This window comes from Clostridium arbusti SL206 (assembly GCF_000246895.1).
Lineage (GTDB): Bacteria > Bacillota > Clostridia > Clostridiales > Clostridiaceae > Clostridium_I > Clostridium_I arbusti.
On record NZ_BAEV01000053.1, the window covers coordinates 1 to 25,821 of the forward strand.

General features: G+C 31.2%; 25 protein-coding genes. 5 read left to right on the top strand and 20 right to left on the bottom strand.

Annotated elements, in window-relative coordinates; translation table 11 throughout:
• Nucleotides 1-77: 77 nt before the first annotated feature.
• The 4 genes from RH99_RS10615 to RH99_RS10630 all read right to left on the bottom strand — a co-directional run bounded on the left by RH99_RS10615 (nucleotide 78) and on the right by RH99_RS10630 (nucleotide 3,980).
• Nucleotides 78-719: a GTP-binding protein gene (locus tag RH99_RS10615; protein ID WP_010237625.1), complete on the bottom strand. Its 642-nt coding sequence runs from the start codon at nucleotides 717-719 to the stop codon at nucleotides 78-80.
• Between the two features lie 75 nt (nucleotides 720-794).
• Nucleotides 795-1,769 carry a CobW family GTP-binding protein gene (locus RH99_RS10620; protein ID WP_010237627.1) on the bottom strand — a complete coding sequence of 325 codons (975 nt, stop codon included), beginning with the start codon at nucleotides 1,767-1,769 and terminating at the stop codon, nucleotides 795-797.
• Nucleotides 1,770-1,969: 200 nt separating this feature from the next.
• The gene (locus tag RH99_RS10625) at nucleotides 1,970-2,782 is read right to left on the bottom strand and encodes a TIGR03943 family putative permease subunit (RefSeq protein WP_010237629.1); all 813 of its coding nucleotides are present in this window, start codon (nucleotides 2,780-2,782) and stop codon (nucleotides 1,970-1,972) included.
• Between the two features lie 46 nt (nucleotides 2,783-2,828).
• Nucleotides 2,829-3,980 carry a permease gene (locus tag RH99_RS10630; protein WP_010237630.1) on the bottom strand — a complete coding sequence of 384 codons (1,152 nt, stop codon included), beginning with the start codon at nucleotides 3,978-3,980 and terminating at the stop codon, nucleotides 2,829-2,831.
• Nucleotides 3,981-4,446: 466 nt separating this feature from the next.
• Here RH99_RS10630 and RH99_RS10635 point away from each other — a divergent pair, with 466 nt between their 5' ends.
• The gene (locus tag RH99_RS10635) at nucleotides 4,447-5,331 is read left to right on the top strand and encodes a L,D-transpeptidase family protein (protein WP_010237633.1); all 885 of its coding nucleotides are present in this window, start codon (nucleotides 4,447-4,449) and stop codon (nucleotides 5,329-5,331) included.
• A 31-nt stretch (nucleotides 5,332-5,362) separates the two neighbouring features.
• Here RH99_RS10635 and RH99_RS10640 read toward each other — a convergent pair whose 3' ends face one another.
• The 5 genes from RH99_RS10640 to RH99_RS10660 all read right to left on the bottom strand — a co-directional run bounded on the left by RH99_RS10640 (nucleotide 5,363) and on the right by RH99_RS10660 (nucleotide 9,464).
• Nucleotides 5,363-6,115, bottom strand: coding sequence for a 7-carboxy-7-deazaguanine synthase QueE (locus tag RH99_RS10640; protein ID WP_010237636.1), 753 nt, complete (start codon nucleotides 6,113-6,115; stop codon nucleotides 5,363-5,365).
• A gap of 325 nt (nucleotides 6,116-6,440) precedes the next feature.
• Nucleotides 6,441-6,815, bottom strand: coding sequence for a 6-carboxytetrahydropterin synthase QueD (queD, locus tag RH99_RS10645; protein WP_010237639.1), 375 nt, complete (start codon nucleotides 6,813-6,815; stop codon nucleotides 6,441-6,443).
• Nucleotides 6,816-6,919: 104 nt separating this feature from the next.
• Entirely contained in the window at nucleotides 6,920-7,180 is a 261-nt protein-coding gene (locus tag RH99_RS10650) for a hypothetical protein (RefSeq protein ID WP_010237643.1), read from the bottom strand.
• A gap of 302 nt (nucleotides 7,181-7,482) precedes the next feature.
• Complete coding sequence (locus RH99_RS10655) at nucleotides 7,483-8,472, bottom strand: NADH:flavin oxidoreductase (RefSeq protein ID WP_010237646.1); 990 nt, start codon at nucleotides 8,470-8,472, stop codon at nucleotides 7,483-7,485.
• 263 nt (nucleotides 8,473-8,735) lie between these two features.
• On the bottom strand, nucleotides 8,736-9,464 hold the full coding sequence (locus RH99_RS10660; protein WP_010237648.1) for a DUF434 domain-containing protein: 729 nt from the start codon (nucleotides 9,462-9,464) through the stop codon (nucleotides 8,736-8,738).
• Nucleotides 9,465-10,076: 612 nt separating this feature from the next.
• On the opposite strand from RH99_RS10660, the gene RH99_RS10665 reads away from it, so the two are divergent.
• Entirely contained in the window at nucleotides 10,077-10,724 is a 648-nt protein-coding gene (locus RH99_RS10665) for a flavodoxin family protein (protein ID WP_010237651.1), read from the top strand.
• Between the two features lie 765 nt (nucleotides 10,725-11,489).
• Complete coding sequence (locus RH99_RS10670) at nucleotides 11,490-12,650, top strand: AI-2E family transporter (RefSeq protein ID WP_010237653.1); 1,161 nt, start codon at nucleotides 11,490-11,492, stop codon at nucleotides 12,648-12,650.
• A gap of 59 nt (nucleotides 12,651-12,709) precedes the next feature.
• Here RH99_RS10670 and RH99_RS10675 read toward each other — a convergent pair whose 3' ends face one another.
• From RH99_RS10675 to RH99_RS10690, 4 genes are all read right to left on the bottom strand, one after another.
• The gene (locus RH99_RS10675) at nucleotides 12,710-13,729 is read right to left on the bottom strand and encodes a glycoside hydrolase family protein (RefSeq protein WP_010237656.1); all 1,020 of its coding nucleotides are present in this window, start codon (nucleotides 13,727-13,729) and stop codon (nucleotides 12,710-12,712) included.
• Entirely contained in the window at nucleotides 13,726-14,904 is a 1,179-nt protein-coding gene (locus RH99_RS10680) for a glycosyltransferase family 4 protein (RefSeq protein WP_010237659.1), read from the bottom strand. Before RH99_RS10680 ends, RH99_RS10675 begins: the two co-directional genes overlap by 4 nt.
• 16 nt (nucleotides 14,905-14,920) lie before the next feature.
• Entirely contained in the window at nucleotides 14,921-15,964 is a 1,044-nt protein-coding gene (locus tag RH99_RS10685; RefSeq protein WP_010237661.1) for a nucleotidyltransferase family protein, read from the bottom strand.
• Between the two features lie 328 nt (nucleotides 15,965-16,292).
• The gene (locus tag RH99_RS10690; RefSeq protein ID WP_010237663.1) at nucleotides 16,293-17,291 is read right to left on the bottom strand and encodes a glycoside hydrolase family 130 protein; all 999 of its coding nucleotides are present in this window, start codon (nucleotides 17,289-17,291) and stop codon (nucleotides 16,293-16,295) included.
• 322 nt (nucleotides 17,292-17,613) lie between these two features.
• Here RH99_RS10690 and RH99_RS10695 point away from each other — a divergent pair, with 322 nt between their 5' ends.
• A complete protein-coding gene (locus RH99_RS10695; protein ID WP_010237665.1) occupies nucleotides 17,614-18,048 on the top strand; it encodes a cupredoxin domain-containing protein in 435 nt (144 codons plus the stop codon).
• 353 nt (nucleotides 18,049-18,401) lie between these two features.
• On the opposite strand, the gene RH99_RS10700 is transcribed toward RH99_RS10695, so the two are convergent.
• Both RH99_RS10700 and RH99_RS10705 read right to left on the bottom strand, forming a co-directional pair.
• Complete coding sequence (locus RH99_RS10700) at nucleotides 18,402-19,595, bottom strand: MFS transporter (RefSeq protein WP_010237667.1); 1,194 nt, start codon at nucleotides 19,593-19,595, stop codon at nucleotides 18,402-18,404.
• 84 nt (nucleotides 19,596-19,679) lie between these two features.
• Entirely contained in the window at nucleotides 19,680-20,078 is a 399-nt protein-coding gene (locus RH99_RS10705) for a helix-turn-helix domain-containing protein (protein WP_010237668.1), read from the bottom strand.
• 191 nt (nucleotides 20,079-20,269) lie between these two features.
• On the opposite strand from RH99_RS10705, the gene RH99_RS19915 reads away from it, so the two are divergent.
• Nucleotides 20,270-20,404, top strand: a complete 135-nt coding sequence (locus tag RH99_RS19915; protein ID WP_010237670.1) for a hypothetical protein — start codon at nucleotides 20,270-20,272, stop codon at nucleotides 20,402-20,404.
• An 87-nt stretch (nucleotides 20,405-20,491) separates the two neighbouring features.
• On the opposite strand, the gene RH99_RS10710 is transcribed toward RH99_RS19915, so the two are convergent.
• The 5 genes from RH99_RS10710 to RH99_RS10730 all read right to left on the bottom strand — a co-directional run bounded on the left by RH99_RS10710 (nucleotide 20,492) and on the right by RH99_RS10730 (nucleotide 25,482).
• The gene (locus tag RH99_RS10710) at nucleotides 20,492-20,665 is read right to left on the bottom strand and encodes a ferredoxin family protein (protein WP_010237672.1); all 174 of its coding nucleotides are present in this window, start codon (nucleotides 20,663-20,665) and stop codon (nucleotides 20,492-20,494) included.
• A gap of 543 nt (nucleotides 20,666-21,208) precedes the next feature.
• Nucleotides 21,209-22,783, bottom strand: coding sequence for a glycoside hydrolase family 32 protein (locus tag RH99_RS10715; RefSeq protein WP_010237675.1), 1,575 nt, complete (start codon nucleotides 22,781-22,783; stop codon nucleotides 21,209-21,211).
• 561 nt (nucleotides 22,784-23,344) lie between these two features.
• On the bottom strand, nucleotides 23,345-23,764 hold the full coding sequence (locus RH99_RS10720) for a GNAT family N-acetyltransferase (RefSeq protein ID WP_010237678.1): 420 nt from the start codon (nucleotides 23,762-23,764) through the stop codon (nucleotides 23,345-23,347).
• Between the two features lie 38 nt (nucleotides 23,765-23,802).
• Nucleotides 23,803-24,030, bottom strand: a complete 228-nt coding sequence (locus RH99_RS10725) for a hypothetical protein (protein WP_010237682.1) — start codon at nucleotides 24,028-24,030, stop codon at nucleotides 23,803-23,805.
• Between the two features lie 234 nt (nucleotides 24,031-24,264).
• Complete coding sequence (locus RH99_RS10730; protein ID WP_010237684.1) at nucleotides 24,265-25,482, bottom strand: macrolide family glycosyltransferase; 1,218 nt, start codon at nucleotides 25,480-25,482, stop codon at nucleotides 24,265-24,267.
• Nucleotides 25,483-25,821 lie beyond the last annotated feature (339 nt).

Genomic DNA, 25,821 nt, shown 5'->3' on the forward strand with positions numbered 1-25,821 from the left:
GTAAGCCATGCATTTGCAGTTCTAAAAATTCAGATGGGGTAAAAGAACTCCCCACCTGAATTAAGAACTTGCTTCAATCATTCTCTTAAAAAATTTCTTACAAGTACATTAAATTTCTTTACATATCCATTAAATAAAATATTTTCTTTTATCAATACAGAGGAAATATCCTTTATATTATTAGCCTTTAAAATGTATGCCTCAGGATTATATCTTCGTAGTGCATTTACTATTTCACTTATTCTGGAACTTAGCAATTTATGTACATTTGTTAAAACTATTAAATTACTATTGTATATACCATCCATTAATAAGTTACCCATATTTTTAATATAAACTTTAAATGTAACTGAATCAATAATATTAAAAACATCTGTGACTTTACACAAATGTCTCAATTTCCTTTCATTAATAATATTTATAAGTTCCTGTAGTTTTTTACTTCCATTGTGCTCTATTATTATCCTATGAGGTTTATTAGACTTAATTATTTCCTCTATAAAACCAGATGTTATCAAGTTTGTTACATCCAGTTTTTTAATTAATACTTCTTTCTTAATTTGAAACCTTTTATCTATAACATTTTGTCCCTTTTCACACTGTACTATTATGACCAGCTCATCTTCCACCAAAGTATTTTCAAGAAGAGCATTAATAAATGTAGTTTTTCCACAACCTAAAAATCCAGTTACGATTTCAATATTTGTCCTTAAAATCATATTATTTCTCCTTAGGGCATGTGGAAATAAATAATTAGTCAGTATACTAGTCTATTTATTTTCACATGCCTAATACTATTTTAAAAATAAATTCTTAATATTTTCTTTATTTAAATTGCTGCCAATTATGCACAATCTCCCCGTATAATCTGGAGTAGTGCTTACAACTTTGATTTCATTTGGAACATAGTCAAACTGTATCCATTGACTTTCATCTACTTCTACTATTCCCTTTGCTCTTAAAACTGTACCATAATCTTTGTTATCTCCTATAAGTTGCAATTTATTAATTAAACTTTGTTTATTAAATATCTTTGGTGTTTCAATACCCCAAGTACTGAAACTTTCATCTGCATGGTGATCATGATGATGAGCTTCTTTGTGCCTCATTAAACCTGATATACCTTGTGGTTTTTTTATTAGATTAACTTGTTCTTCTATAGGAATTTTTCTACTCTGCTTCGCTATTTCTATAATCTTTTGTGAAGATAATTTATTCCATGGAGTTGTTGTAATAACGGATTTACTATTTATTTTACTTATATCAGCCATAACCTCTTCAATCTGCTTACTTTCAGCATCCTGTGTGCGACTTAATATTATTGTATTAGAATTAACTATCTGATTTCTGTAAAATTCATCGAAATTAGATATATACATCTTGTACTTTAATACATCTACTACTGTTATAATCATATTTAACGTAATCTTATTTTTTAAATCGGAAACTCTCAGTGTTTTTAATATTTCTGACAACTTACCAACACCTGAGGGCTCAATGATAATTCTATCTGGTTTAAACTTATCTATTACTTCTTCCACAGCTTGTTTAAAATCCTGATTTATTGTACAGCATATGCAGCCAGCGGTAATTTCTTTAACTTCCATATTTGATTTTCTCAGTATACTTCCATCAATACCTACTTCTCCAAATTCATTTTCGATAATGACAACCTTCTCATTACTTAATCTTTCATCAATAAGCTTTTTTATTAATGTAGTCTTACCTGACCCAAGAAATCCAGAAAAAATATCTACCCTTGTACTCATATTACTTTACCTGCCTTTCCATCTTAATCATTAAAATTTTATATTTATATATCAACATCAATGTATAAATATGTAAATAGAAAATCAATTACATTCACGGCTATATATTGACTTCCATTATTAATTTTAAAAACTTTATTAAATAAACTTCAGTTCATTGTCAATAAATATTAAAAACAATAAAATTACTTTTAAACTATCTACACCCCTGGCGTTGGTGTTGATGAACCCCCTGTTGATCCTTTTAAGTATATATAAGGATTACTAGGTTTTATCATTGCCTTTACCTTTGTAACCTTAATTACTGGTATCGTCTTGTTATCCGTATCATTCTTATCAAAATTAGGCATAACATCTATAACTCCAGTAATCTCTACCCACTGATCATTTTGAAGCTTAGAATTATCCATCTTAACAGCAAGTCCAACTAGCTCTGCATCTGCTGCACAGCATATTATAAGCATCCTTCCTAGTACAAAGGTATCCTTTGGAAAGCTTCCATCCTTGTATACAAATCCTCCAAGAGTTATATTTTTCCCCTTATATTTTTTGCCATTGTACATTATTTCATTTACCACATCAGAATAATTTTGTTCATTTGGCTTTATTAAATTGCCTTTAAGCCCACTAATACTACTTTCCTCTAACTTTGAAGCAGCTGGGGTAGTAGTACTGCTTTTACTACTCTCTACAGTATATCCATTAGTAGAATATCCCTTTTGTGCAGCTATATCTCCGTTGAGTCCCTGAGGATTTACTATGCATACCAGCACTAAGGGTAACAAAAATATTGTAGATGCCGCTTTTACGTTACCACCTCTAACTTTGAATATCTTTTTTACCTGTAATAGAGCTAGTATTATAAATATAAAAAGAGAGAAATATATATATATAGTCATCCTTGGATGAATAAATAAGTAAAGTTTTTTAGTGGAAATAAGATAATACATATAATAAGTAAATCCCACCAGTATTATAAACCACTTTAGTTCCTTGAAATTTATTTTAAACACATAACGCGCCCCCTAAGCCAAATTCAAATAATAAATTCAAAAATCTCTACAATCGGAGACCTATTAAGTTTATAACTATTCCTATGGTGAAACATATTATAAATATAAGTGCTATTAATTTAATGATAAATTTAGGCTTAAAAGCTTGAGTCATCATAAGAGTGTTCTTTATATCAACCATTGGTCCAAATATTAGAAAGGCCATTATGGATCCACTGGTAAACTGACCTACAAAGGTTCTCGCAATAAAGGCATCTGTTTCTGAACAAACAGAAAGCAAAAATGCTAGAGCTATCATTACCAATATGGAAGTTACACTGTTATTACCTATGGTAAGCATATATTTTCTTGGCAGTGCTACCTGCATTAAAGAAGAAAGAAAAGCTCCTGCTATAACGAATTTTCCTACATCCTTAAGTTCTGCACTGGTATGGTCAAGTATTTCTACCATGGATCCCGTAAATGTAACCTTTTCTCCTGGCCTACGCTTATGGTTACGTCCACAGGAGCACTGCGCGTCGTCGTCATATCTGTCATAGGTTTCAACCACACTGTAATAGTGTGGTTGCAATTTTTTATTAGATTTGTTTAGGGTATATATCCATCTATTACAAAGATTTTGTCTGGTCACTCTTCTATTTGTTTTAGCATTCTCTGCTGGCTCCAATTTACTGACTATAAATCCAATTAGCATAGCACTAAAAGCTCCAATTCCCCCTCTTAATAACACCATATGGGAACTATTTAAAAAAGCATAATAAGTGGAAACCAGTACTACAGGATTTATTATTGGAACGGAAAGCATAAAGGTGACACCTATGTACATTGGCATTCCCTTTTTTAATAGTCGCCTTACTATGGGAACTATAGCGCAATCGCATACTGGAAACACTATTCCTACGATACCTGCAATAAAAATTCCAACTACTTTATTTTTAGGAATTATCTTGGCTATAGTCTCTTCAGATATGAATACTTGAATTAAAGAAGATATAAATACACCGATTATTATGAAAGGTATTGCCTCTAAAATTATGCTTAGAAATATGGTAGTAAAACTTTGAAGCAATTCATTTTGGAGTATTAAATTAAGTTGACTCTTCAGCGAGAATAGAATTAGTAACAACAAAAATATGATAGGCATTAATATTATTAGTATGGTAGTGTCAGTTCCTCTACTTTCTCTTCTCTCTAACAAATTTTCTCACCTCATTTTAAATTACTGGCTACTAAAAATTGTCACAACCTATGAGATCTTTTTAATCTTAATTATACCTTCACAGGTAGCTACAATTTTTCTCAGGCAGCCTATGTTAATTAGTTTTTTTCCTATATATTATGTATATAGAAAATTGAGATGAAATATTACTAAGTTAATATAGAAAAATGGACAACATGCTAAGAGTATATCCTTTTTAATATGTCTTAGCCCCAAGCATTCACATAAAATTCACATAAACATTTGATAATTCAAGTACAATTATCGTATTATAATAAATCATGAATCAACATAATACGATTATTTAAGGTGATATAAATGAAAAAGGTATTAATAGTTATTATATTATTTACTTTAATAATGAATATATTTATTTTATATTTCTATTTGTATTAAATACATATGTAGAATTTTTTTCACATAAAGAGAGGGATGGAAAAATAGTATGAGGCGAATTTTATTAATAGGAACTATAGCGTTAATAATAATCTTTACTTTTTCTGCCTGTGGTAGCTTAGCTGATATAGGTAGTGCATTTGCACACAATTTATCCTCTAACAAAAGCACAGCCACTAAAAAAGATACTCTAACGACAAATAGTACTGGTGAATCAAATTCTAAAAAGGAGAAGAAGAATGTAACTACCCCAACGCCTGCAAGAGATGTCCTTAAGTCAGGAGATAAAGGCGATGATGTAAAGAATATTCAAAAAAGGCTTACTAAGTTTGGTTATACAGTAGATGAAGATGGAAATTTTGGAGAGCAGACAGTATATGCTGTAATGGATTTTCAACATAGGCATGGTCTTACCACTGATGGAATAGTGCAAGGTTCTACATTAACAGATTTAAAAAATGATCCTACAGCGGATGTAATGTATCAACCTACAGCACAGGTAGTGTCTAATTCCAATGCTGCAAATGTTGAAAGTATAGTAAATCAGGTAGATATTCAAAGCTATACTAATTATTACATTATGGTAAATACAGCAGAACAAATGGTATATATCTTTAATGGTACAAATCGTAATTGGAAATTAATAAATTCATTTCAGTGTGCATCGGGAACAGGAGGTACACCAACAGTTTCAGGACACTTTTTTGTAGGAATTAAAGGTTCTCAATTTAAATCAGGACAAGCTATACTTAAGTATTATACTCAAATTCAAGGTAATTATTTATTCCACAGTGTTTTATTCGATAAAAATGGTAATTTATTAGACGGTACCTTAGGAAAATCTGCTTCTCATGGTTGCGTGAGGTTGGCTCTTGAAAATGCAAAATATATTTATGATAATGTACCCATAGGTTCTGGCATATGGATAAAATAAAACTAAAGGAGCCGCTCTTAGCAGCCCCTTTTTAATTCAAACACAACATCCTATGCACTTGAGGAATTATTCTAGGATTTAGCCCTCTATTTTTGCACTGATCAAAGGCAAGTTTCAATTTTTCAGAACTTATAAGCATTTTATCCCCATCCATCATAGGCTGAATGTACACATTCACCTTATGCTTATAAGGCTCTACCACCTTTAGATAATTATTGAATTCTTCTAGGCTAAAATTATTATCTAGCACTATTTTCACATAGGTGGCTATATTATTTTCCATGCATTCCTTTAAAAATATACTGTGCTTTTGTATCAAGTTTTCCCTATTCTCCAAATAGCTTGCCAGTTTTAAATCCATAGAAACAATATCTACATATTCTGCTATGCAGTGAAGCTCTTTCTGTAAAGTTCCATTAGTTTCAAGAAATATTTTAGTATTTCTAATCTTCTTAAACTCTGGTAAAAATTCCTCTAAAAATTTTATGTTAATTAAAGGTTCTCCACCTGTAAGACTAATAGAATGAACATTTTTTTCTGGATCTAGCTCCTCTATAGCCTCTATAAGTTCCAATGATTCCAAAGGATTTTTAAGTACCTTATACTCCTTTGAATCCCAATTTTTATAGAGCTTTAATTCTTCACATTTTTCTATATCCGTATCACAGTAATTGCATTTTATATTGCAGCCTATAAACCTTACAAATATCTGCTCATAGCCTACATATTCTGCTTCACCTTGTATGGATTTAAATATTTCCTTTACATACGCACTTTGTGGCATGAGTTCCCCCTCCTTGTTTGCAATAGCCTTTTAACCTGACTAACTTGGTGTAAGTCTCCCACGCACTCTGTGAAAGTGACTCATACCAAATTAAAATTTGGGCTCTCTACTTGCACTCTGTGAAAGCGATTCACACAAAATCAAAAAGAAGATTTTGGTTCTCTGCTTGCACTCTGCGAAAGTGATTCGCACCAAATTAAAATTTGGGATCTCTACTTTTCTTCAAGTGGGAGTCCAACGCCAAGTAAGCCATGCATTCGCAGTTCTAAAATTCAGATGGGGTAAAAGAATCCCCACCTGAATTAAGAACTTGCTTCAATTTCAATTATTTATCCTTAGTAACAGTGACCCAAGAATCTGGATTTTCAAAGACCTTTATAAAGCTAAGTTCTAAGCCTTCATCTAATTTATCTTCAATCTTCTCATATATAACTCTTCCTATATTTTCTGCTGTAGGAGGCAATTCTTTGAACTCTTCCAACTCATTTAAAAATTTATGATCAAATTCATCACAAATACCCTTTAATTCTTTCTTTAGAATTGTGAAATCAAATAACATACCATTTTCTAATTTATTGCCCTTTACTCCTGCTTCCACAAACCAAGTATGCCCATGTATATTTCTACACTTACCCTTATATTCTGGAATAAAATGTGCTGCATCAAATTTCACTTTTTTAACTACTTCATAATTAAACATAAATAATCCCCCTATATCTCATTTATTTCAAACTATATGATTATATATTTTAGGCTAATTCCTTTAAATCTCTAACAGTAAAATAACTAGGGCCATCTCCCTAGTTATTTTATTGATTTTAATCTTGCTATATCAGCATAATTATTTGCCGTTACTATTTCAACTGTTGACAAATCTTTTCTAAGACCTTCCACATCGCCTTTTATATGTATTATATCATTGGCCATTTTATCATGCTCAGCTTTATTTATTTGCGCTGAATGTTCAAGAGCTCTCACTATTTCATAAGTTTCGTCAAGTTTACTAGCTATTTTATTTTGCCCCTGGTCTAAACTCTTTAATATTTCTAAAATTTCTTTTTCCATCATTTCACCACCCATTGTATATAGCGTTTGCTTAATTCTATCCAATTATTAATTATAATATTACATATATGTTGCAATAAATTATATTCATTATAAAATTGCTGATTTGTATAAGACACATTCAAATAAATAACTAGTCAGTATGCTAATCTACTCACTCTTATATCTTCACTAATATTAATATTATATACTGATTCGTAGAAATATACCATGAATAAATATATCCTTATTCATCCTTTTTAACTAACCTACTTATCTAAAAGAAATAACTCAGAAAAACAGGGTGCCTAAACACCCTATTCTTATTTAAAATATTCCACAGCTTCTTTTGCCCACAGTGAATTCTTCAAAATAGCCCGGCCAACACCTATAAGGTCTGCTGCTCCTTTATCAAGTAACTTCTCTGCTTGCTCAGCTGTAGTAATTCCTCCTGTTAAAATGACTGGAATATTTACGGCCTCTTTTATTGGCTTACAAGTATCAGAAAAATATCCAGGTTCTGTAGAATTTGGATTCGTATATCTGCATATGCCACCTGAAATATCAAGAATATCAACTCCTGCTTTTTCAAACTCCTTTGCAGCAATTATGCTATCTTCTACAGTGCTTCCCCCTTCTGTATAATCTCCTGCACCAAGGCGAAGTAGTATTGGAAAGTCCTCTCCTACAGCTTCACGAATTGCCTTTATAACCTCTAAATGTATACGAATTCTACCCTTTATGTCTCCACCATACTCATCAGTTCTCTTATTTGTTATAGGTGAATAAAATTGATTTAAAAGATAGGCATGAGCAGAGTGAATTTCTACAGCATCAAAACCTGCCTTTTTTGTACGAATTGCTGCTGTTTTAAATTCTTCTACAATTTTTTTAATTTGATCTCTTGTAAGTTCAATTGGGACATTATGTTTTACAGGATGAGCTATAACAGAAGGTGCCACAATATCAAAGCCAGTACTTTCATAAGACCCACTACCTGCATGATTTAACTGCATAGCTACCTTTGACCCATTTTTATGAAGTACCTTTGCTAGTTCAGTTATCCCTTCAATAACACTATCATCGGCAACGGACAGCTGATTTTCACTGGCTTTTCCCTGCTCAGTAATAAAGCTGTGTTCGATGATAACTAAAGGTATATATCCACCTTTAGTTTTTTCGTCATAGTAATCTAGTAATTCCTTAGTAACCTTACCATCACCTTTGGATTTAGCCGTTGCCATAGGCGGCATAACAAGACGATTACTTAAAGTTAATTTTTTTGTTACAAGCGGTGTTAATAAATGTGACATTTTTTTACCTCCCCATAATAAATTATTTGCTTCTCTCGTATTATAGAATTGTACCATAAAAGTATTAAATTGTAATTTATCCTTATCTTTATGTTAAAAACCCCTTGACCATTTCACATTAAAACCACATTAGAAACAATTCTTGAAATTCTCTTATTACCATTAATAAATCTGTATTAATAAAAAATTTTAGTAATCACAATAAAAATAAAATTTTAATCAAAAATAGTAGCTACCAATTAGGCCTGGGGCTACTATTTTTTTCATATTTTACCAGCTAAATCAACTATATTTTGATCATATACATAATCTTCTATTATTTTCCTCCCAAGATTAAGCCAGCTCTTACAGTTATCAAGTATTATAGAGTCACTTGTTACTACTCTTTCCTTGGTATATAAAAAAGAATCCACCTGCTGCTTAAGCTCTACTTCCGTACTTACATTCCAACTTTCTGCATGTTCCAATATAAATTTCTTTAGCCTGCCAGAGTTAGAGACACCTGCATCAAGAAAAAATTCGACCTTAGAAATATCAGTATTGTTCAATTCTTTTCCTATTAAATTCAGTGCCAAATCCGTTTTATCAATGACGCTATAGGTTCCTCTAAGACCAGCTAAATCCCTCATAGTACCATCATTGCATAATACAAGTATTCCTTCTGACAGTGCCACTTCTAATGTAATAATGAGATTAAATCCATCTATGTATATGCAATTATTTTTACAATAAGCCAATGTAACACATTTTTCTTTTCTATTATTACGTTTTTCTTTTGATGAGGTTGAACGAGTGAGCGCATTTCTCTGTCTTACTGAAAACTGATAATGATTACCTATCATATTCATCAGTGATTTGTTATTATATCCCCTGTTAAGAAGCCATTCTAATTCCTCCTGTGCTTTTTGAAGCTTTAGAATAGCTTCTTTTGAAAACCATCTGTCATCCTGTGGATCGGTACCTCTTCTTACAATTCTTAATTTTGAATCCATCTTTACTCACTTCCTACTTAGAAATCATTATAAGGCATATGAAAATAAATAGTAAGTCAAAGATGCGACGTATATTTTGAATCCTACAAGGAAATAGGTTCTTCAGATAGTGAGCTATCTGAAGGTTCTGTTGACGTGGTGGGATTCAAAATAGACTAGCATACTGACTAGTTATTTATTTGAAGATGCCTTATATTAATTGTACCCATATTATTCTTATATTAATATGTAGTTTCATGTAAACATGTGAAAATTTTTTTATGTTATATTTATCTTTAAAAATCCTTGTTTAAGGATGTAGCTGCTTCTCACTCCTCACCTTTAAAAAAAGCCATTCACAGAGTAGCACATGAGTATCAGTGCAAATAGTCATGAAATAAAATACATTTTAACTTACCTTTTGGATAGTATGTATCAATAAAGTGCTTACTTCTTTTATTTATTATAATGATATACAATTTAAATATAAATCTATAATTAATGCTACATTACTTCTATCTTAAGCCTATTAATGCATGTAAAGTTATATTAAATATATTAGCCTATGTATAAATTGCCATGACAAGGGGCTTCTAATACCTTGTACACGAGGAAATATAGGGGGTATGATTCATGAAAATACTAGCTTTTAACGGCGGCCCAAGAAAAACTTGGAATACTGCCACTCTTTTAAAAAAAGCACTAGAAGGTGCTTCATCAAAAGGTGCTGAAACTGAACTAATAAATCTCTATGATTTAAACTACAAGGGATGTATAAGCTGCTTTGCCTGTAAAAAGATAGACAGTAAAAGTTATGGAAAATGTGCTTTAAAAGACGATTTAACTCCAATTTTTAAAAAGATTGAAGAAGCAGATGGAATTATTCTAGGTTCACCTATCTACCTTGGAAGCGTTACTGGTGAAATAAGATCCTTTATGGAACGTTTAATTTTCCCATATCTAGTATATGACTCTGAGCATTCATCTCTATTTAAGAAGAAAATAAATACAGCCTTTATTTATACTATGGGAGTTAATGAAAAGAGTATAGATATTTTAGGATATGATAGCCATTTTAAGCTTAATGAACTATTTTTACAACGTATTTTTGGAAATTTTGAATCCTTAATAAGTACAGACACATACCAATTTGATGACTATTCAAAATATGTATCTTCAGCCTTTGACCCAGATAAAAAAGCACAAAGGCATAAAGAACAATTCCCAATAGATTGTGAAAAAGCTTTTGAACTAGGAGTTAGATTTACAGATTTAAAATAATCCTTAGATTTAACTAAAAATACATTGATGTAATATTTGTATATTTTTTAAAATCATCCCAATAAAAGCATCCTAATAAATGGTAAATAAATAACAAGTCAATATAACTAGTCTATTTGATTTTCACATTCCTTAATGTTGACAATCATAATGCCACTTGATATATTAAACTCAAGCTTATTAAGCTTGAGTTTATAATTTTTTGAACTAATATAAACTATTAAAATTATACGTTTAACCTGACTAACTTGGTGTAAGTCTCCCACGCACTCTGTGAAAGCGACCAAATACAAAATAAATTTTGTTTTGTCTGCTTGCACTCTGCGAAAGCGATTCACACAAAATCAAAAAAAAGATTTTGGTTCTCTGCTTTTCTTAAAGTGGGAGTCCAACGCCAAGTAAGCCATGCATTCGCAGTTCTAAAATTCAGATGGGGTAAAAGAATCCCCACCTGAATTAAGAACTTGCTTCAATCAATATGAATTAATTATGACAGATTTAAAACAAAATACATGTTTCTCAATGAATATACTTTATTAGAACATATGATAACAAAAAATCAAATAAATAATTATACATAAGGCATGTGAAAATAAATAATAAGTCAAAGATGCGACGTATATTTTGAATTATACAAGGAAACAGGTTCTGATGATAGTGGTGCTATCAGAGGGTTCTGTTAACGTAGTATGATTCATAATAGACTAGCATACTGACTAGTTATTTATTTGAATGTGCCTAAGATATAAGGGAGTGAATATTAGTTTGGAGCTTAATCGAAAAAACATGAGGAACATCCTTATAGTTGTAGTAATTGCCATTTTACTATTTTGGGGATTACAACATCTTTCAACTGTATCCTACTTTTTCAACACAATTTTTGGAATACTAACTCCTTTTTTACTAGGACTTTGTATTGCATTTATTCTCAATGTACCAATGAAGGTAATTGAAAATAATATATTTCCTGCTAATGCAAAGGATAAAAAAGCCATATATAAAAAATTTAAACGTCCTGTGAGTCTTTTGTTGACTATTATTTTCGTACTGGCTATCATCATTCTGGTTATGCTTATCGTCATTCCAGAAGTAGTTCGCACCTTTGGTATCCTGCGTACAGGTATCCCAAATTTTATCCTGCGTATACAGGAGTTGTACAATGAACTGATAGCAAGACTTCATGAGCTTATGCCTGGAATTACAACCGCTAAGATTAATTGGGCTGATATTAACAAAACAGTATTTGGATTTTTGCAAAATGGAACTACCAGTCTTTTAGGTTTCACTGTAAACATAGCAACATCCATATTTAGTGGTGTTCTTAACTTTGTTTTAGGTTTTATATTTGCCATTTATATTTTAATACAAAAAGAAAGTTTAGCAAGACAGGTAAAAAGAGTGCTATATGCTTATTTACCAGAGACAAAAGCAGACCGACTTCTTTATATATTAAGACTTTCAAACAAAACTTTCTCTAACTTTATTACTGGTCAATGCCTGGAAGCAGTAATTTTAGGTACTATGTTCTTTATCACCATGCTCATATTTCGTTTGCCTTATGCACTAATGGTTGGAGTTCTCATAGCATTTACCGCGCTAATTCCATTATTTGGAGCATTTATTGGTTTATTTGTTGGCACATTCTTGATTTTAGTATCCAGCCCCATAAAGGCATTATGGTTTATAATTCTCTTTTTTGTATTGCAGCAAATAGAGGGTAATCTTATATATCCTCGTGTAGTTGGAAATTCAGTAGGACTGCCTGCTATCTGGGTACTAGTTGCAGTAACACTATTTGGCAGCACCTTTGGAATTATAGGAATGCTGGTAAGTGTACCAATATTCTCAGTACTATATACTCTCTTAAGAGAAGATGTTTATCCAAAACTAAAAGAGAAGAAAATTTCATCTGAAAAATTAGAATAAATTGATTTAAACAATTTAACAAAAAGTAACCTTCTGTTAAAAAACAAAAGGTTACTTTTTTATATAAATTCATCTATAGCTAATCTACTTATAAAATATGAAATCAGGCTTTCCGATCCTTCATTTAGATTTATGCCCTTTTCAGTAATTCCATCATAACAACCGCCGTTCTCATTATCCACCAAAGATTTACCCTTTGAATTCTCACCCTTATACCATAAATGACACTGCTTAGCTTTATTTAAATACTCCACGTTCTTTGTCAATTTATATGCAGCTATATATGTTAAAGCCGTTTCAGCAGCCTCCACAGGCTGTTCATCATATTTTGCTGCCTCTTTTCCCTTTTCAAGCCATCCATTACAACCCACTGGCTTATAATACCAATTTTTAAAGGTACTCTTTTCTAAAAAACTAAGACTTTCCTCTGCACATTCCAAAAACTTTTCTTTTCCTAAAGCTCTATAGCTTATAAACATAGACCATGGAAGTATAGAATTACTGTAGGTAATATGATCCTCATACCACTTCCACTCTTCATCTTTATGATGATTATATTCTTCAAGTATACTTTCCGCTAGTGGTTCTATATACTTTTTAGAATCATCAATATATTGAAGTCCTATAATAGAATAGGCTTTTCCCCTAAGGAATTTAATATTGCTGCAATTCTTTAATGCCTTTCTTATCATATGCTTGCAAGTTAGTTTTATATTATTAGGAACCTTAGAATTTGATGCAGTGTATCCAAGAGCCCAAAGACACCTGCCAAAGCAATCTTCAGATCCTTCCTTCTCAATAAACTGCCTATCATAATTCATAAAGTTTTTAAATTTCCCTTCATTATTTTGCGCATTGAGTAAAAATGAAGTGTAAGTATATATAAGCTTTAAATATTTTTCTTCTAATTTATCACAATAAAGCATAACCGCCATAATAAGGGCTCTTGCATTATCGTCTGTAGTATATCCCTCCCGGGGATCTGGTACTCCGTATTTACAGTGCTGAAACATTCCAGTATCATCTGTCATATGAAAAATGTGATCTTCTTTTAATTTATCTAAAGTAGCTATCATCATACCACAAGGCTTCCTTCTTTTTTATTCTCTTCTATAACTGTTATGAACAGTTGCGCATACTGCTTAGCCACACTTTTCCACATCATTGTCTTTCCAACTTTTAAAGTCTTATGTTCCATTTCCCTTTTCTTATCTGGATTTTCTAGTATATAGTTTATACATTTTGCAAGAGAATTGGCATTTTTAAATTCTCCAAGCATTCCTCGCCCTTCTGACAGCATCTCTTTAGCATAAATGTAAGGAGTAGATACAATAACTCTCCCATAGCCTGCTGCGTAGGCAAGAGTACCACTTACTGCCTGATCCTTTCCAAGATAAGGTGTCATGTATATATCAGATATTTGTAAATAGTTTATTATTTCATCCTTAGTAAGGTATTTATTTATAAACCAAACGTTGTCCTTTATTCCAAGACTATCTACTAATTTCTCAAGCCTTTCTCTATACTCCTCACCTTTTTCTCTCTTTATGCAAGGATGAGTCTGACCAAGAATTAAATAAACTACATCTTTATGTTTCTTTACTACTTCTGCTACAGCTTCTATACCATATTCCAGGCCCTTACTTGGACCTATTAGTCCAAAGGTGCTGATTATGTTTTTATCTTTTAACCCCTGCTTAAGTTTTAATTTTTCTCTAGATGGCATAATCCTAAATGGTACTCCATGATGTATAACTTCTATCTTATGCTTATCTATATCATATATTTTTTCAAGCATATCTACCGTATTTTTCGCCATGGTTATAATCTTCTTACTCTTTTTGCCAAGTATCTTTAGAATTTCTCTTTGCTTAAAAGATGGTTTAGGTAATACCGTATGTAGTGTAGTTACAAAGGGAATATTTAAATTATTTACAAAGTCTAATAGATATTCTCCACATTCTCCACCAAATATACCGTATTCATGTTCAATTACCAAGAGTTCTATACTTGAGTTATTTATATCCTTTGCAGCCCTTATATAATCTTCTCTATTAAATTGATTTATTTCCATTTTAACTCTATGGTCATCATATTTATAATCATCATTATTAAGAGCTACTATCTTAGGTTTCTGTAGAAGTTTTATGTTATCAAGTTCTCTTACTAAATCTTGAGTAAAAGTAGCTATTCCACATTCTCTTGGTGGATAAGTACTTAAAAATGCTATGTTTCTCATTCTATTCAATACCACTGTAATCTCTCCTTTTCTATATTGCCTTAAGCTCAGTATGATCTGGAGTATATATAGTATTATAGTAATCACTATCGCCATCCATAATACAATTTGATGACATTATGCTTTGATATAATCTTGATCCACTACCTATGTTTACATTGTCCCATAATATACTTCCTGTTATTTTACTTCCTGTACCAATATAGCAATTGTTTCCGATTACTGCATTTGGTCCTATAGTTGTATTAGCTCCAATTTCTACATTATCTCCAATATAAACTGGCTCTACAATTTTTACATTACTATGAATTTTTACATTTTTGCCTCTATATGAATATGATTTTTCTATATCTAATTCTGGTATTTTACATTTTCCAGTCATAATATCTTTATGTGCTTCCAAATATTTTTTAGGAGTACCTACATCCATCCAATAGGATAATCTATCATAAACAGCTATCTTATATCCTTTTTTAAGTAGCATTGGGAATATCTCCTTTTCCACAGATACAACTTTTCCATCAGGTATTTCCTTTAATACCTTTGGCTCAAAAATATATATTCCTGCATTTATATAATTTGATGTGATCTCATTAGGAGAAGGCTTTTCTACAAATGATTTAGCATAATTGTTTTCATCGTATTCTATTACTCCATAGGCTGCTGGATTTCTTACTGCAGTTACAGCAATAGTAACATCTGCCTTTTTGCTTTTGTGATACTCAATCATATCCTTGAAATCTATGTCACTTAAAATATCCGAATTAAATATTAAAAATGTATCATCATAAAATTTTTCAGTATTCTTTATAGCTCCTCCTGTCCCCAGTGGAACATCTTCCTTTACATAATGTATTTTTACGCCCTGTCTATTTCCCTCTTCAAAGTATTCCCTAATATGTTGTGGTTTATAACATACGCTTAATACAATTTCATCTATGTTACACTTCTTGAGTTCTGCAATATTCCTCTCCAAAAGTGGTTTTGTCATTATGGGAATCATAGGTTTGGGTAATTTATTTGTAAGAGGTTTTAGTCTTGTTCCCTTACCCCCTGCAAGAAATAATGCTTTCATAATGTATTCCTCCCTATAAAATTGTTTTAACCTGACTAACTTGGTGTAAGTCTCCCACTCACTCTGCGAAAGCGATTCACACAAAATCAAAAAGAAGATTTTGGTTCTCTGCTTGCACTCTGTGAAAGCGATTCACACAAAATCAAAAAGAAGATTTTGGTTCTCTGCTTTTCTTCAAGTGGGAGTCCAACGCCAAGTAAGCCATGCATTCGCAGTTCTAAAATTCACATGGGGTAAAAGAATCCCCACCTGAATTAAGAACTTGCTTCAATTTACTTCTTAATTTAAACAATAACTAGAAATACTTTTCCTTTGTAAGCGAATTATTTTAATAATCTTCTTGCTTTGGTTCTGGACATTTCTTTATATATTCAATTAAATCACTTAACGAAGCTGTTGCCAGAGCTATACATGTATCTGCTCCTCCGTAATACATTTTAATCTTCCCTGTGGAATTATCTAGTATCCATCCGCATGGAAAAACTACATCCTGTACGTCTCCTTCTCTTTCATAGGATTCACGAGGACCAAATACCCATTCATCACTTCTTCTAAGTACTTTTAATGGATTTTCTAAATCCAGTAATGCCATTCCTAAACGATACACTGCTCCTGAAGCAGTCTGCCTTACTCCATGATATAAAATCAACCATCCTTCTGGTGTTTCTAAAGGCTGTGCACATAGTCCAATTTTATTTGCATCCCACCATCCGCCTTTTCTTGCCTTAATAAGTATTTCATGACCTCCCCAATACTTGAGATCATCTGAACCAGAAATCCATATATGTGCATAGGGTCCTTCATTGGTAGAGATAGGTCTGTGTATCATGAGCCACTTTCCATTGAAGCGCTTTGGAAATAAAGCTGCATCCTTATCTTCTGGTGCCATAACAGGACCTATTCTTTCAAAGTTTATAAAGTCCTCTGTAAGTGCCAAGGATACTAGTGGTCCCGCATTGGAGTATGAGGTATACGTCACTGCCCACTTTTTTAATTCTTCTAAATGTGTGATTCTTGGATCTTCAATTCCCCATGTTTCTTCAGGGTAATTCTTGGGATCTGCCTCAAGAGTTGGTGACGTATCTATCTTCCATTTACTTATTCCATCGTCACTTATAGCTTTTGTAAGGTGAGAAAATCCTCTTCTGTCTTCAACCCTTGCAAGTAATAATACCTTACCGTTAAACATAGTAACAGCAGGATTAAAGACAGTATTAGCAGCGTAGGGCCAGTCTTTGGCCGTTAGAATAGGATTGTTTTTATATCTATTGAAAAGTTCTTTATAGGTATTATCGCTGCTTTTAAGTCTACTTTCAAATCCAGTCATAAAATAAATTCCCTCTTTCACTAATTGATTAATGTAAGACTTTTAAAAACTACCAGGAAGATTATCTTATTGTTAGCACTCATTATTGTTGAGTGCTAACAACTTAAGTTTACCACTCTTTTTTACAGTGTCAAGTATATCTGTATATTACTAACATAAATTAATAATTTATGCACCTTAATTAAAGCAAAATTGAAGTAACTTTAGTATAATGGTATATACTTTTCAGCACATGACACAAATGCTATTATTACTCCATATTATAAGAGATAGAAATTATTGACTTGAATTTATGTAAAATATATAATATAAGGGAATAAATATGAAAAATAAAAAACTATTTATCAATCTGTCTATCATTTTCTCTTTGATATTTGCAGCGTTTTTAAGTTCTGTAACTTTTTTCCCAAGAACGGCATATGCTTCAACAAAAAACTTTATTGTTGTTCACAAGAGTGGCGAATTTAAAAATTATGTTTATACAAATACATTTAAGCCACTGGCTGGTGGGGATTACATGGATGTTAGTATTAAGTCACACAGCGAAGGTAGTGGTACATATAAATTGATATTAGAAAAATATTCAAATGGTTGGCACTACTATAAAACACTAAAAACAAAAAAGAACGGAACATCTAGCTTTAGTTTTCATGTAACAAAGAACAAAACTTATCGTTGGAAATTAGTAAACACTGGTTCAAGCAAAACGGTTTATTATAATATGGAATTTTACGCTAACAGTAGTTGGGGCTATTAAACACTTAAAACTTAAGTCATTAGATTGGCGTTATTATATTAAGGAAGATATTACCAGACGACATACATGTAAAAATAGGCCATATGATGGATATTCATTTCAACATATGGCCTATTTTATATTTTCAATTCTAAATTTTATAATACTGAAATTCACTATTGTGTTGAATTCATGATTTTTAATTTAATAATTACAATTTACCCCTTAGTCAATAATATGTAACAGTAGCCCGATACTGATCGTACTTGAATTTTATATCATAAAAAATAGCCCGTAGGTAACTTAATTGTTACTTGCGGGTTATTTCTATTAATTGTACTCAAAAGCTAAATCCTGTTATAACTTACATGTTTTTATCTACGTTTTATACCACAAATATGAATTGTAGCTGCACTTATTTGAAAAATTATTCCAGCTACACATACTCCAGTCCATCCAAACAATCCCCATAGGAATGTCCCTAGTAATGAACCTAATGCACCACCACAAAAGTAAAACGTCATATATACAGCATTATTCCGACTGCGGGCTGCAGCATCTAAAGTATTAATACGGGCCTGATTGGAAATTTGAGCAGATTGAATGCCTAAGTCCAACAAGATTACTCCACTAATGAGTCCCCACATTTGATATCCGAAAATCAAGAAGCAAATATACGACAAGGCAGAGAGTATGATAGCTATAGTTAAGGTGAATCGAGCCCCTCTTTTATCAGCAGCTCGTCCTACGATAGAAGCTGCTAAAGCTCCTACAACTCCCACCAATCCAAACAATCCTGCAGCTTGAGCTCCTAAATTGTAGACCGGAGATTTAAGTAAAAAAGAGAGTGTAGTCCAAAAAGTACTGAAGGTCGCAAACATCATTGCACCAATTAATGAAGCTTCCTTTAAAACTGGTTGATTCCTCAGTAGTCCAACTAGGGATTTAAGTAATTTTCCATAACTCATCACAGTATCTGGAACAGATTTTGGAAGCCATAAATTGAATATTAGGATTAATAATACCATCATCGCAGCAGCTATTCGATAAACAGTCTGCCATCCTAAAATCGATCCTATAATTCCGCTAAACACACGGCACAATAGGATACCAATTAGTAGTCCACTCATGACGATTCCAATCACCTTACCTCTTTCTACAGGCTTTGCTAGATGTGCCGCTAGCGGCACAATCAACATTGGAGTAATGGAAGTCAGTCCAACTAGCAGAGAACTGACTAATAACCACCATATGTTTGAAGCAAGAGAGAGAGAAATCAGTGCTATTGATGAGCAAAATAACATTGTCATGATTAAGCCTCGGCGTTCTTTAATGTCTGCCAATGGAGCTAAGAAAATCAATCCCAGTGCATAACCGCCTTGAATCAGCATAGCTGCAATTCCAATCATGGACGATGATACATTAAAAAATTTAGAAAGTTCTTCTAGTAAAGGCTGAGAATAATACAGGTTAGCCGCGGTAACTCCACAGGCAATTGCCATTAGCATAATTAAAAAATGACTCATCTCAAACTCTTTCGGCATAGTTATATCTGTGTTCTGATTCATAAAGATCAATCCTCCAATTATATTTTATATTACTTTAACGTAAACGTTAATTTCAGGGCAAAAAAAGTGCAGTCTAATTTCCTGCTACTTATTTTTTTTCTTTATTTCGGCATTTTTAATAATCGACTCTATCTTAGAAATATTTGCTTTGCACTCCATTTTAAATGTATTTAATTCTTTTATTTTTTCTTCAGATGTTGCGATGTAATTTTTCAAAATTTCGATTACCTGACGTTTACCTTCTAAAATTTGCCCATCGGTAAAATACAACTCAATGACTTGACCAATCTCCTCTAAAGTAAGTCCTAAATCTTTCAGCATATGGATTTTCTTTAAGCGTTTAATATCGTCATTATCAAACAATCGATGTTCTCCTAGAGACTTCTTCTTTCTAGTTCCCAATAAGCCAAGTTCTTCATAATATCGAATTGTTCGAGTGGTTAAATTGGTAAGTTTAGCAATTTCACCAATTTTATAGCTCATATTATTCACTCCTTTAATTAACGTTAACGTTAGATGTATATTAGCATTGATTTTTTTGTTTGTCAACTACTGTAAGTATGTTTTGTTATGAAGAAAATTGGTATTTGTCATAATTTTAAAATTAGTGTTGTAAAAAATTTTATAATCTAATATCATTTGAGTTGAGAAAAAGATTGAGGGAGATTGTAACTTTGAAAGAATTATATGATATGATTTTTAAAAGGAAGTCATTTAGAAGATTTAATGATACATTAACTCTTTCAGAAGAGGAATTGCAGGATATAAATCAAAAAATATCTGGAAAGGTGATTTCAGTCTTGAGATAGCCGATTTTGTTAAATATGTTCCAATAAAAAAACAACCGGAAGTTACTCTAATAAAATAGTAACTTCTGGTTGTTTTTTCAAGATAAATTATTCAGCTGAAATTGCACCAAACCCACAAGAATTTAGGCAAGTCCCACAATCTACACAGACACTAGCATCAATTGCATAGCTTCCACCCTGCATACTTATACAAGATGTAGGACAATCACTTTTACAGGCACCACATGATTGACATTCATCAGCATTAATAGCATAAGCCATAGTTAACACCTCCTTAACAATTATTTTCAAAATCAAAGTAATATATTATAATATTTAGAAATAATATATTCATAATATAGGGGTTTTAGTTATATATTAGGTGTAAGTCATAATCTACAAAAAGATTGTTAAATAATTATCATGCGATTATTATATGATTATTATATACTATTTTTTTTTTTAATACAACAATTATTCAAGGCAAGTATTAAAGATTAAATTTATTCATACCGTCTAAGCATTCTTAATTTTCATTCTTATTTTCTGAAAGTTAATAAAATACACTTCTGACTTTTATTTTACTGAAAATACCTACACTTCAAATCTAATTTTATAAAGTAAGTTACATATAATGGTATCTACTTTTCAGTACATGACATAGATGCTGATATTAGGCCTAATTAGGCATATGAAAATAAATAACAAGTCAAAGATACGACGTATATTTTGAATCTTACAAGGAAACAGGTTCTGATGATAGTGGTGCTATCAAAGGGTTCTGTTAACGTAGTATGATTCAAAATAGACTAGTATACTGACTAGTTATTTATTTGAATGTGCCTTAATTCTATTAATATCATTATTTCTTATTTTCAAGTAATCTAAATGGACATGGTCATCAGTCCATAGTCTTACTTCATCTGATATTAATTTTGGGAAAATTATATTGCTTAATGTATGTTCTCCATCATTAACAAATATTTCAACTGTACTTGCATCTACTAATATAGTTAGTTTGATTTTACCATTTACCGGATTAACTGTAACTTTTTGCGGTCTAGTAAATTCTTCTACATTGACAATTATTCCTGAATTACTTCTGTCAAAAGATAATTCATTTAGGCTCTTATCATAAGTTATATCTGTATGCTCATCTAATCCACTTCTAATAGAGAATCCAAATTTACCATTTGTTAAATCTGATACATCTATTTCAGTTTCAATACTATACGATAAACCTTTATAATTCTTAAGAATATTTTCTTGATTAGTATATACTGTTTCATTTTCTATATTAATTACTTCAGTAAAGTTATCAAGTAAATTCCAAACTGGTACTTCTTGTAGTTTTAAACCGTTGCTAGTTGTCTTTAGTCTTAACTCTCTAACAACACTTGCATTTCCTGAATAATTTTCCCATGGAAGTTCTAGTGCATAATTCCAGTTATTCATCCATGATATAAAATATCTATAGTTACCATTAGTATAAGGTGTATCCCAAGTTACTCCTGCATAAGAATCTGCGCCTTCTTCTAACCAACTTATATCTGAACCTGTGTCTTGAGTAAATGTCTGACCATCAAAGTCACCTACAAAATAACATGTCCCTGTTGTCAAACCATAGTTAAAACCATTTCCTCCCATTGCTAACACCCATTTTTTATTGTTACTGTCTCCATCTACATTAAGTTGAAATAAATCTGGACACTCTATAATACCTACATCTTGTCTTGCAAATGATGAAACATACTGCCAATCTTTTAAGTTAGATGATGTATAAAATCCAACCTTATCGTGTTCAGCAAGTAACATAACCCATTTTTTCGTTTCTTCATCCCAAATAACTTTTGGGTCTCTGAAATCTGAACTTCCTGTTGGATTATGCTGTACAATACCATAATACTGAAATGAATTTCCATTATCTGTACTGTACCACAGATGGGTAGACTGATTCTCATATGGCATTGTTACTAGGGCAATTACAACGTTTACACCAAACCCTGCAGTATTATCTTTATCCACTACTAAACTACCTGTCCATGGATCTCCATAGGGAGTTTGATACTTTTCTATAGCTATTGGTTTTCTATTCCAATGTACTAAATCTGTTGAGTCTGCATGTGCCCACGCTGTTCCATTACCTCCCCAGGAATAATCTATATTATTCAAATAATAAAGCTGATGTGTACCATTTATGTAGAGTGGTCGCTGTACATCACCCATCCACCCTAATTCTGGTGTAACATGATATAAAGGTCTATACGGGTCTTCAGCTGTAGCTGCATATACTCCTTTTAATTCTGTTAGCACTAATAAGAAAATAAACACTATTGGTAATAATAAATAAGCAATAAATAAGTTTATTAATTGTTTATTTTTTTTAAATTTCCTTTTCATTAGCAACTTCCTTTCTATATTTTTTTAATTTAAAATCTACAAATCATCTAAATTTCAACTCCTTTTTTTATTTTTCTTTTGATAAGAAGTAGATATTGAATAAAACTCCTAGGATGCCAAGGGCTCCAAATATAATAGACACCAAATCGTTTGTTTTTCGCCATATGATAAGTGAAAGAATTATTACACAGATTAGTATAATCAACGAAGTAAAAATAACTATGTTAATAATAGTATTATTTAATAAGTTTTTGTTGTTTGTACTTTTATCGATCATAACATCCTCCAATAATAAGTTTTTAAAAAATCATCGTACTAGCAAAGGTGTTATGACGTGCAAAGTAACTGCACTAAATTGTATAATAAGGTTTTATTTAAATGTAGATAAGCACTATATGGATTGAGATTCTTTAGGTTTACTTTTTTATTATAATGTAAACATTTACATACGTCAATAGTATTCGGGTACAGCCCGTATAAAAATAGACCACATGATGGATATAAATTCCACAATGTAGCCCATTCTTGTTTCATTGGTAGTTAGTGAATATTATTAGAAAATTACACTTCAACCATCATAAACATTCCTGCACCATCCCATTGGCAAGGTCTTTCTTCAAAGCCGAATTTACTATAAAATGGTTCTTTTCCTTTTGAACTAATAAGTTCAAGACTTACTTTATATCCTTTAGGTAACTGCTGTTTTATGAATGAAATCATATGATTCATTAATGCTTTTCCTAATCCATTTCCTTGATACTTAGGTAGAATTACAAAATCCTTTACATAATAACTCATAGCATTATCACCAAGGAGGCGTGCCATACCTACAAGATTATCTTCTTCATAAATAGCAAATGTACAAAGTGAATTTTTTAGTGCAGTTTGAGTTTGTTTTTCACTTGGTGAGTCCCACCCAACAGAATTAAAAAGCATATTAAATTGATTTGCTGTTAAAATATTCTCTCTGATTATTATCATCTAAATCCCCCTACTAAGTTACTAAAACAAATTTGTATTCATAATAATTTACTCTTATGAAATAAAATAAGAATAAACCACTTAAATTTTTCTGGATTGTCTACTCTCATAGATAAAATATAACCACACTTTGTACAAATATCTGAAACTATTTCTGAACCCATAGAAAATGTTTTATCTATGGGAAACATTTTTCCTTGTGAAATTTGTTTTCCTTTACCAATTTCTTTACAACCACAAATTGGACACTCACTATTTCCTTTCATGATATTACTCTCCCATTTTTCACGAACAATAAATTACCATTCCATACTATTTTCATAAATTTATACACTAATATACCAATTACAATAATACAGTAACTGTATTATAGAAAGGATTAAATTCCCAAAAATCCAATCCACAAAACTTTTTGTTTTTTACACCGTCTACTTGACAGAGTGCATTTCAAACTTTTACTCCAACCTTTATTATTTATAAAATTTATGAACTAATATAATTTATATTAAAACACTATTTTTTTCTTTTAATTTTAAAATCTCTTCAACTGCTTTTTTATAACCGCCAGCTTCTCTAAAAGAACTGCTTATATTTTTAATATTCTCAAGATAGCTTGGATCTGTTAAAACCTTCTTTACAGAATCTTCTAAAATTTCAGGAGTAAGCTTGTATTTATCAAGAGAAATAGTTGCCCCTAGTTCTGATGCTCTTCCTGCCATGTATGGCTGATCTGCACCTATAGGTATGGACACAAAAGGTACATTATTGTATATCAAATCGCTTATACTATTCATACCTGCATGAGTTATAGCAATATCGGTATATTTTAGAATTTCTGATTGTGGAACATAATTTCTGATAATAAAATTACTAGGTATATGAAATTGAGATAAGTCTACATTATATGCAGCCATAACTATAACATCATCAGTATTAGAAAAGCTTTTAAAGAACACATCATAAAGTTTACTATTAAAATTATTAAATACAGTACCCAATGAAATATAAATAACTTTTTTCCCTTCTAATTTTTCAAAGGGAAAATCTAAGTTTTCTTTTCTATCATATACTGGAGGTCCTATAAACTTAAAACTATCATCATAATATTCCATATGTGAAACAAAATATCTAGAAGTATAGGCTATGTTTATATCACCTTTGTTAAAAAGTAAATTTATTAATTTATCTGGCATTTTTACATTATGTATTTCTTTTAGATTTTTTGCTACTTTTTTATATGTATCCATAACCGGATGATTTTTTATTAAATTTCTGTCCATTAAATCTTTTCCTTGAGCGATAATTTCCTCTGGAGTAGCGAATATTGCAAAAGAAGAAACAGATGGGATTTTTAGTATCTGAGCTATAATATTTCCAAAGGGAAACATAGAACCATAGACAATATAATCAAATTTTATGTCTTTAATCTGATATAAAATATCTTTTATAATTTTTTCACTTGAATCAAGAATTTCATTGATATAATTTAAAAATTTAGTAATACTCCATCCTCCGCTAATATTATATTTTTCTTTAAGAGGATTTGATTCTCCTTGGTAAACTTTAAATACAGCCCCTGTACTTTCAATTTTTTCTTTAAAATCTTCTGAACAAAAATAAGTAACTTTTTCTCCTCGTTTTATTAATTCATTTACTAATCCTAAAGTAGGATTAACATGGCCATGCCCAAGATTATTTAAAAAAAGTGCTTTTGACATCAATTCACATCCTCACTTCAATTTATATAATTATTTTACTATAATGTTATTGATAGTGAATTGAGATGATCCATTGTATACGTTTAGAAATTATGAACAAATTAATAATAATATATTAACAATATTTGTCCTACTATCATTTTATAAATTATAAGTGGATGTCTAAAAAGAAATAAATATTCATTAGATTTAATAACAGCCTCATTTATTTATAAAAAACTGTCTCACTATGCACGAATATGCATGTAAGACAGTTCATTTATAATTAGAATATAACTCTTTTAACCTGACTAACTTGGTGTAAGTCCCACGCACTCTGTGAAAGCGATTCACACAAAA

Excerpts from the sequence above, each read along its gene's own strand:
- RH99_RS10640 (WP_010237636.1), bottom strand. The coding sequence starts at position 6,115 with ATGCCACAAAGTGCGTATGTAAAGGAAATATTTAAATCCATACAAGGT.
- RH99_RS10705 (WP_010237668.1), bottom strand. The coding sequence starts at position 20,078 with ATGAGCTATAAAATTGGTGAAATTGCTAAACTTACCAATTTAACCACT.
- RH99_RS10715 (WP_010237675.1), bottom strand. The coding sequence starts at position 22,783 with ATGAAAAGGAAATTTAAAAAAAATAAACAATTAATAAACTTATTTATT.
- RH99_RS10725 (WP_010237682.1), bottom strand. The coding sequence starts at position 24,030 with ATGAAAGGAAATAGTGAGTGTCCAATTTGTGGTTGTAAAGAAATTGGT.
- RH99_RS10660 (WP_010237648.1), bottom strand. The coding sequence starts at position 9,464 with ATGGATTCAAAATTAAGAATTGTAAGAAGAGGTACCGATCCACAGGAT.
- RH99_RS10685 (WP_010237661.1), bottom strand. The coding sequence starts at position 15,964 with ATGAAAGCATTATTTCTTGCAGGGGGTAAGGGAACAAGACTAAAACCT.
- RH99_RS10675 (WP_010237656.1), bottom strand. The coding sequence starts at position 13,729 with ATGATGATAGCTACTTTAGATAAATTAAAAGAAGATCACATTTTTCAT.
- RH99_RS10720 (WP_010237678.1), bottom strand. The coding sequence starts at position 23,764 with ATGATAATAATCAGAGAGAATATTTTAACAGCAAATCAATTTAATATG.
- RH99_RS10690 (WP_010237663.1), bottom strand. The coding sequence starts at position 17,291 with ATGACTGGATTTGAAAGTAGACTTAAAAGCAGCGATAATACCTATAAA.
- RH99_RS10710 (WP_010237672.1), bottom strand. The coding sequence starts at position 20,665 with ATGGCTTATGCTATTAATGCTGATGAATGTCAATCATGTGGTGCCTGT.
- RH99_RS10695 (WP_010237665.1), top strand. The coding sequence starts at position 17,614 with ATGAAAAATAAAAAACTATTTATCAATCTGTCTATCATTTTCTCTTTG.
- RH99_RS10655 (WP_010237646.1), bottom strand. The coding sequence starts at position 8,472 with ATGTCACATTTATTAACACCGCTTGTAACAAAAAAATTAACTTTAAGT.
- RH99_RS10665 (WP_010237651.1), top strand. The coding sequence starts at position 10,077 with ATGAAAATACTAGCTTTTAACGGCGGCCCAAGAAAAACTTGGAATACT.
- RH99_RS10615 (WP_010237625.1), bottom strand. The coding sequence starts at position 719 with ATGATTTTAAGGACAAATATTGAAATCGTAACTGGATTTTTAGGTTGT.
- RH99_RS10635 (WP_010237633.1), top strand. The coding sequence starts at position 4,447 with ATGAGGCGAATTTTATTAATAGGAACTATAGCGTTAATAATAATCTTT.
- RH99_RS10730 (WP_010237684.1), bottom strand. The coding sequence starts at position 25,482 with ATGTCAAAAGCACTTTTTTTAAATAATCTTGGGCATGGCCATGTTAAT.
- RH99_RS10650 (WP_010237643.1), bottom strand. The coding sequence starts at position 7,180 with ATGGAAAAAGAAATTTTAGAAATATTAAAGAGTTTAGACCAGGGGCAA.
- RH99_RS10700 (WP_010237667.1), bottom strand. The coding sequence starts at position 19,595 with ATGAATCAGAACACAGATATAACTATGCCGAAAGAGTTTGAGATGAGT.
- RH99_RS10620 (WP_010237627.1), bottom strand. The coding sequence starts at position 1,769 with ATGAGTACAAGGGTAGATATTTTTTCTGGATTTCTTGGGTCAGGTAAG.
- queD (WP_010237639.1), bottom strand. The coding sequence starts at position 6,815 with ATGTTTAATTATGAAGTAGTTAAAAAAGTGAAATTTGATGCAGCACAT.